We start from the raw sequence: 7,705 nt of genomic DNA, 5'->3' as shown, positions 1-7,705 counted from the left end.
CGGGGCAATCAAAGTCCATTGATTATCTGTTAAAACCGTTCGTATCAAAGCTGCTCTCCTTTTGTTTGCAACATTGAATCAGAACTTAAACAGAATGGGAATCCCTAAACGTCAACAGGCCCTATTGTAATATTCGTATTAAACGAAACATTGTTAACAATACAATCCAGACGTGTGCTTGATCGGACTTGCGTCCTAGCCTAGCCTTTTCCTCATAAAAATAATAATCAGGGAGACAAGTAAATGTCGGATAGTGGAAAAATGAACCTAACCACCAAGGTGTTACTAGGGATGGCGTTGGGGATTGCTCTGGGGTTGTTCTTCAACCTGACGGGGATGATGGAAGTCCCGGAAGGGGCCAAAGCGGGCTTTGTTAACCAGTTTGTGGTCAATGGTGCCTTTCATATTGTTGGCAAAATGTTTGTGAACATGCTGAAAATGCTGGTGGTTCCGCTGGTGTTCTTTTCGTTGATTTGCGGGGTTTGCGGTATCGGTGATATCCGGATGCTGGGGCGCGTCGGGTCTAAATCCTTCGGGCTTTATATGCTGACAACAGCCATTGCGATTGCCACGGCGATTACGATTGCTGCAACGCTTGGTATCGGCAGTGGTCTGGAACTGGCGACCGATGCGGCCTTCTCCGGTAAAGATGCGCCGCCCCTATCGCAAGTGTTGATCGACATCATTCCGAAAAACCCGATCAATGCGATGGCGAAGGGCGATATGCTGCCGATCATCTTCTTCTCGATCATGGTGGGCATCAGTATGCTGATGGTGGGTCATAAGGCCAAAGCCTTTATCGAGGGTGCCGAAATCGCCAACGAGATCATGATGAAGATGGTGAATATCATCATGGCACTGGCGCCTTATGCGGTGTTTGCATTGATCGCCAAAGCGGTTGCCAACCTTGGTCTGGACCTGTTGGCCTCATTGGCCGGATATGTGCTGGTGCTGGTGGGGGCATTGATGTTCCACCTGTTCGTTACATTGATGATCACGCTGAAGGTGTTCTCGGGTCTTAGCCCCGCGATGTTCATCCGCAAAATCCGCAACGCGCAGGTGTTTGCCTTTTCAACCGCATCCTCAAACGCTACCATTCCGGTGACTTTTCGCACCGTGACCCAGCGCTTTGGTGTCAACAACTCGGTCGCGTCCTTCACCGTGCCGTTTGGAGCCACGATCAATATGGACGGGACCGCGATTATGCAGGGTGTTGCCACCGTGTTTATCGCCAATGTTTATGGCGTTAATCTGGGCATGGGCGGTTATCTGACCGTGATCCTGATGTCGGTTCTGGCCTCCATCGGCACCGCCGGTGTGCCCGGTGTTGGCCTGATCATGCTGTCGATGGTGTTCACCCAAGTGGGCCTGCCGGTTGAGGGCATCGGCCTTGTGCTGGGTGTTGACCGTTTGATGGATATGATCCGGACCGCTGTTAACGTGTCAGGTGATGCGGCTGTGTCATCCATCGTGGCCAAATCCGAAGGCAAGCTGGACATTACCGTTTACAATGATCCGGACGCCGGAATGTTGGACACGGATGAAAGCATGCATATTGACGAGGGTGTTCAGGCAGAAATGGCCGGCGCAATTCAGGCGACCCACGACAAATAGGCAATCGTTCAAACCAATGGAAAGGCCCGCAGTTTCTGGCGGGCCTTTTTGCATCGTATCCCTTAAAGAGCCTGAACGATCCTTGTGAAATCCTCGCCGCGTTTCTCGAAATCCGGATATTGATCAAAACTGGCGGCGGCTGGGGCGAGCAGCACAGTGTCGCCCTCGGTCGCGTCACGGGTGGCTGTGGCCACGGCGCGCTCCATAGTTTCGAAAATCTCGTATGGGGTGTCGCCCATCTGGCTGGCAAATTCCGCAGCCGACGCTCCGATCAGATAGGCTTTGGTCACATTTCCAAGCTGGCCTGCAAGGGCCTCAATGCCGCCGCGCTTGCCCTGCCCCCCTGCGATCCAGCGAATATTTTTGAACGCTTGCAAGGCCTTGCCAGCACTGTCCACATTGGTGGCCTTGCTGTCGTTCACGTAGATCACACCATTCACCGTGCCAACAATCTGGCTGCGATGCGCAAGGCCCGCGAATGTGTGGAATGCGGCCTCGACCACCTTGGGGGCAAGGCCCAGCGTGCGGGTGGCGGCATAGGCCGCACAGGCGTTCTGGTGGTTATGGGCACCGGGCAGCCCCGCGATTTTGCGCAGATCAATCGAGCCGACTTGGCGCCCTTTGCGGTATTCCGACAAAAAACCCTTGCGGGCAAACACCGACCAGCCCGGCCCTGTCAGTTTACCCTCGACCGAAATGCGGATCACCCGATCATCGGCTGGCCCTTCAGATAATTGCCCCGCCAAAAACCGCCCTTCGTCCTCGTCCACACCGATGATGGCACGGTCCGGTCCGCCTTCGGCAAACAGGCGGCGTTTGGCGGCGAAATAACCGCCGATGCCGCCGTGCCGGTCCAGATGATCAGGGGATAGATTGGTGAACACGGCCACATCCGGCGTCAAGGATCGGGCCAGTTCGGTTTGATAGCTCGACAGTTCCAGCACCACGACTTCGCCGTCATGGGCGGGGTCAATATCCAGCACACCACGGCCAATGTTGCCCGCCAATTGCGTCGGGCGATTGGCGTGTTGCAGGATGTGGTGGATCAGGGCGGCGGTGGTGGATTTGCCGTTGCTGCCAGTGATGGCGACCACGCGGGGGGTGACGTCAAAGCCGTCAAACTCGCCGGTGGCAAAGGATTGGAAGAACAAGCCGATGTCATTGTCGATGGGCACTCCGGCGGCAAGCGCGCCTAGGATTGCGGGGTTTGGCGTCGGGTAAAGGTGCGGAATGCCGGGCGAGACGATCAGGCTGGTGATGTCGTCCCAAACACCGGATTTTCGCAGGTCAGTTGACGGGTAGCCTTGGCTTTCAGCCGCGTCGCGGGCCGACTCAAAGTCGTCCCAGACCACAGGCGTCGCGCCGCCAGCCTCGAGCGCAATTGCAGCGGCGAGGCCGGAACGGCCAAGCCCCAGCACGGCCACCTTTTTACCTTCGTATCCTTGAACGGGGATCATATCGTGGCCCTTACATAACCGGTTTGCACCCTGTTTAGGGGGACGCAAGGGTTTGCGCAATTCCAGATATTAAGGTGGCGTGCGCAGGTGTCGGGGCGGGGATGCATTAATCTGTGAGTTAGGCATGTTAACATGGTGGATATAACGTAAATCGAAGTATGGATTACGTATGGAAAAGATATGGATTTTCTACATATCTGTGGCAGTAAGTGGCGTGGTTAACGCGGCGCACGTTGGAGGGCGTTAAGGATTTGGAGCCGTAAGACCCACCGCTCCTCAAGCCTTGCGGCTATCCTTGCTTAAGCCATGCGGGCCTCAAGGGCCAAAGAGCTGATGTCTACCGCACCTTCAACGTCGCCAGTCCGATCAGCGCCAGCACCAAGGATATGATCCAGAACCGAATGACGATCTGCGGCTCGGCCCAGCCTTTTTTCTCGTAATGGTGATGGATCGGGGCCATCAGGAACACACGTTTGCCGGTGCGTTTGTAGTAGAGCACCTGAATGATCACCGACAGGGCTTCGGCAACAAAAACGCCACCGACGATGGCCAGCACGATCTCGTGTTTGGTGGCCACCGCAATCGCACCCAATGCACCACCCAAAGCGAGCGATCCGGTGTCGCCCATGAACACGGCAGCGGGGGGCGCATTATACCACAAGAACCCAAGGCCGCCGCCGATCAGGGCCGAGGTGAAGATGAACAATTCCCCCGTGTGGGGCACGTAATGCACATCCAGATATTCGGTGAAATCGACCCGCCCGACGGCATAGGCGATCACGCCCAAGGTGCCCGCTGCGATCATCACTGGCATGATAGCCAAACCGTCCAGACCGTCCGTCAGGTTCACCGCATTGGCCGAGCCAACGATCACGATCATCGCAAAAGGGATGAACACATAACCAAGGTTGATCAGCGTATCCTTGAATATCGGCATCGCCAACCGGTAGGCCAGATCATCGGGGTGGTAATAGGCTGCCCAATACCCCGCGATGGCGGCGATGAGCAGGCCCAGCCCAAACCGGATTTTGCCCGACACACCTTTGGTATTATTCTTGCTGACCTTGGCGTAATCATCGGCAAAGCCAATTGCGCCAAATGACAGGGTGACGAACATCACCATCCAGACATAGGGGTTGTCGAGGCGCGCCCACAGCAGGGTTGAGAACGTCAACGCACCCAAAATCAGCACACCGCCCATTGTCGGGGTGCCTGCTTTGGCCAGAATGTGGCTTTCGGGCCCGTCTTCGCGGATTGGCTGGCCGTTGGATTGTTTGCGTTTCAACAGGTTGATCAGCGGTTGCCCAAAGATAAAGCCAAAGATCAGCGCGGTGAAAAATGCCCCTCCCGAACGTACGGTGATATACCGGAACAGGTTGAAGACATCACCACCGTCGGAAAGCTCGGTTAACCAGAAAAGCATTTACTCTCGCACCTTTTGTTATTTTATATCGCCTGTTTGGCCCAGTTTGCGCAGTGCCGTAACGACAACGCTGATGTGGGACCCTAGGGACCCCTTTACCAAAATCACATCGCCCGCGTCTACCAACCTGTGCGCAATAGACGCAATATCTTGTGCTTTTTCTGCCCACCGCCCCCTTTTGTGGTCTGGCAGGGCGTCCCAAAGGGCACGCATGCGCGGGCCGCAGCAATGGATTTGGTCGATCATGTCCAGCATCGGGTGGCTGGCGAATTCGGCGTGCAATGCTATTTCATCACTGCCCAGTTCCAGCATATCGCCAAGGATGGCAATGCGCCGACCGGAGTGTAATTGGCCCAGCCCGTCTGTGGGCGCACTGGCGGCCAGCACGTTCAGGGCAGCATCCAGCGAAGTTGGGTTGGCGTTATAGGCGTCGTCAATCAGGGTCAGGGTCTGGTCTGGATCATAGGCATCCAGCGCGATCACCTCACGGGTGCCGCGCCCTGCTGGCGGCAACCACTGCGCCATGTCATTGGCGGCCAGTGCCACGTCTGCACCTAATGCGCGCACCACCCCCAACACGCCAAGCGCATTCATCGCAAAGTGCTGGCCCATACTGGAGATTTTGAACAAGGCGGGTGTGCCGTTCAGGCTGGCGCGGGCGACGGTGGTGTTTTGTGCCAGTTGCACATCAACCAAACTGTCAGTGTTGGTGTCATTCATCCCGAAGGTGGTGCAGGTTGCGCCTGCGACCTTTGCAGCAGTGGTCAGGATTCGGCTGGTGTCTAGATCGCCATTGACCACGGCAGCCCCGTTCGGCTCCAACCCCTCAAATATCGCGGCTTTTTCACGGGCGATGCCATCAATGCCGTCAAACGCCTCCATATGGGCGGCGGCAACGGTGGTGATCATCGCCACATGCGGGCGGGCCAGTTTGGCCAGCGGGGCGATTTCACCGGGGTGGTTCATGCCAATTTCGATGATGGCGAAATCGACGTCTGCTGGCATGCGGGCCAGCGTTAGCGGCACGCCCCAGTGGTTGTTAAAACTGCGCTCGGCGGCGAACACCTGCCCTTGGCGGGCCAGAACGCTGCGCAACATTTCCTTGGTCGAGGTTTTTCCGACCGATCCGGTGACCCCGACCACTTGGGCCGTGGTGCGGGTGCGGGCATAGATGGCCATTGCGTTCAGCGCCTTTAGAACATCGGGCACGATCAACAGCGGTGCGTCCGGTGAAACGCCTTCTGGAATACGGCTAACCAACGCGGCTGCCGCCCCTTTTTCCAGCGCTTGCGCGACGAAATCATGGCCATCTCGGATGTCTTTGAGCGCGACAAACAGATCGCCCGCCGCAATAGAGCGGGTGTCGATGGAAATGCCGCTGGCCTGCCACGGTGTTGTCACCTGCCCGCCTGTGGCCGTCGCCGCATCGCTTGAAGTCCACAAGATACTCATGCCAGTCTTCCCTCTAGGGCGGCCACCACCACACTGGCTTGCTCTACATCATCAAAGGGCAACACATCATCGCCGACGGTTTGTCCGGTTTCATGCCCCTTGCCCGCAATCAACAGCGCATCGCCAACTTGCAGCGCATCGACCCCGCGCAGGATTGCCTCGGCGCGGTCACCAACTTCGGTTGCGTCAGGGCATCCGGCCATCACCATCGCGCGGATATTGGCAGGCACTTCAGAGCGCGGATTGTCGTCGGTGACGAACACAACGTCGGCATGTTTGGCCGCCGCCCGCCCCATCAAAATACGTTTGCCCGGATCACGGTCACCGCCCGCCCCCAGCACCACAATCAAGCGCCCCATCACATGCGGGCGCATCGCGGTTAGCGCTGTAGCCACAGCATCCGGTGTGTGGGCAAAATCGACGAACACGGCGGCACCATTATCGCGTGTCGCGGCCAACTGCATTCGGCCACGCACGGTGGTCAGGTCTTGCAATGTGTCAAACACTTCGGTCGGATCACCGCCGCATGCGATCACCAACCCCATCGCCACCATCACGTTTTCGGCCTGAAATCCTCCGATCAGATCCAGCCGCGCCTGATGCGGTTTGCCCTGCCACTCGAACCGCAAATCCTGCCCTGTGGAATCAAACCGCTGGCCAACCATGCGCAGATCAGCCTCACCGGATTCACCGACCTTCAGTACCTGCTGCCCATGATCGCGGGCGATGCCAGCCATCACTGCACCCTTCGGGTCGTCCATATTGATCACCGCAATGCCATCTTCGCCCAGAACCCGCGAAAACAAGCCAGCCTTGGCGTTGAAATAATCCTCGAATGTTTTGTGGTAATCCAGATGGTCCTGCGAAAAGTTGGTGAACCCCGCCGCCGTTAAGCGCACCCCGTCAAGGCGGCGTTGTTCCAACCCGTGGCTGGAGGCCTCCATCGCTGCATGGGTCACTCCCGCACCCGCCATTTCGGCCAGAACGCGGTGCAGGGTGATCGGTTCGGGTGTGGTGTGATTTAGCGGGGCAGTATAGGCACCTTCAACACCGGTGGTGCCCAGATTGGCCGCCTTGATCCCCATCGCAATCCAGATTTGGCGCACAAAGGTTGATACGGATGTTTTGCCGTTGGTGCCGGTTACGGCGGTCATGAATTCTGGCTGTGCACCGAACCACAGCGCGGCGGCATAGGCCAGCGTTTGGCGCGGATCTTCGGCGATCACCACGGGCACACCGGCGGCGGCAATTTCATCTGCTGCTATTGCCGCGCCCGCCTTATCGGTCAGAATCGCACCGGCCTTCTGGCGCAGGGCGTATTGGATAAATTCACCACCATGCACCCTGACACCGGGCATCGCCGCAAACAGATATCCCGGCGAAACGTCGCGGCTATCAACCGAAATTCCTGTTATTTCAACATCTTGCCCGCCAACACTGCGTAGGCCAAGGTCTGCCAGTGTGCGTATTTCTGCCTGTTGTGCCATCCTGCCCCGCCGCAATAATCAGTTACTGGTGAGTGTTACCCCAGTTGGCTGCAAAGGCTCAACCTCTGGCCGCAATCCAAGCAAGGGTGCGACGCGGCGGATGATTTCTGCGCCTACCGGAACCGAGGTCCAGCCCGCTGTGCGGCGTGGTTTGCTGCCCGAGGTTTCGACCGGTTCGTCCAGAGTGACGATCAGCACATATTTCGGATCATACGCGGGGAATATGGATGCAAATGTGGCGATCACTTTCTCATCGTAATAACCGCCGCTCG

5 protein-coding genes and 1 pseudogene are annotated in these 7,705 nt (G+C 57.3%); 1 reads left to right on the top strand and 5 read right to left on the bottom strand.

Annotation, left to right across the window (positions count from 1 at the left end; genetic code table 11):
- Nucleotides 1-243 precede the first annotated feature (243 nt).
- Nucleotides 244-1,614, top strand: a complete 1,371-nt coding sequence (locus ACWB12_RS17345) for a dicarboxylate/amino acid:cation symporter (RefSeq protein ID WP_479531356.1) — start codon at nt 244-246, stop codon at nt 1,612-1,614.
- Between the two features lie 62 nt (nt 1,615-1,676).
- Here ACWB12_RS17345 and murD read toward each other — a convergent pair whose 3' ends face one another.
- From murD to ACWB12_RS17320, 5 genes and pseudogenes are all read right to left on the bottom strand, one after another.
- The gene (murD, locus tag ACWB12_RS17340; RefSeq protein WP_479531355.1) at nt 1,677-3,071 is read right to left on the bottom strand and encodes a UDP-N-acetylmuramoyl-L-alanine--D-glutamate ligase; all 1,395 of its coding nucleotides are present in this window, start codon (nt 3,069-3,071) and stop codon (nt 1,677-1,679) included.
- A gap of 337 nt (nt 3,072-3,408) precedes the next feature.
- Nucleotides 3,409-4,494 carry a phospho-N-acetylmuramoyl-pentapeptide-transferase gene (gene mraY, locus ACWB12_RS17335; RefSeq protein ID WP_479531354.1) on the bottom strand — a complete coding sequence of 362 codons (1,086 nt, stop codon included), beginning with the start codon at nt 4,492-4,494 and terminating at the stop codon, nt 3,409-3,411.
- An 18-nt stretch (nt 4,495-4,512) separates the two neighbouring features.
- Nucleotides 4,513-5,946 carry a UDP-N-acetylmuramoyl-tripeptide--D-alanyl-D-alanine ligase gene (locus ACWB12_RS17330; protein WP_479531353.1) on the bottom strand — a complete coding sequence of 478 codons (1,434 nt, stop codon included), beginning with the start codon at nt 5,944-5,946 and terminating at the stop codon, nt 4,513-4,515.
- Nucleotides 5,943-7,433, bottom strand: a complete 1,491-nt coding sequence (locus tag ACWB12_RS17325; protein WP_479531352.1) for a UDP-N-acetylmuramoyl-L-alanyl-D-glutamate--2,6-diaminopimelate ligase — start codon at nt 7,431-7,433, stop codon at nt 5,943-5,945. The genes ACWB12_RS17330 and ACWB12_RS17325 overlap by 4 nt, the downstream gene beginning before the upstream one ends.
- Before the next feature lie 18 nt (nt 7,434-7,451).
- Nucleotides 7,452-7,705, bottom strand: a pseudogene (locus ACWB12_RS17320) (penicillin-binding protein 2); the annotation flags it as partial.

The organism is Profundibacter sp. (assembly GCF_056498605.1).
The sequence above is the reverse complement of the archived record's forward strand: the minus strand, read 5'-3'. Positions and strand labels throughout refer to the sequence as shown.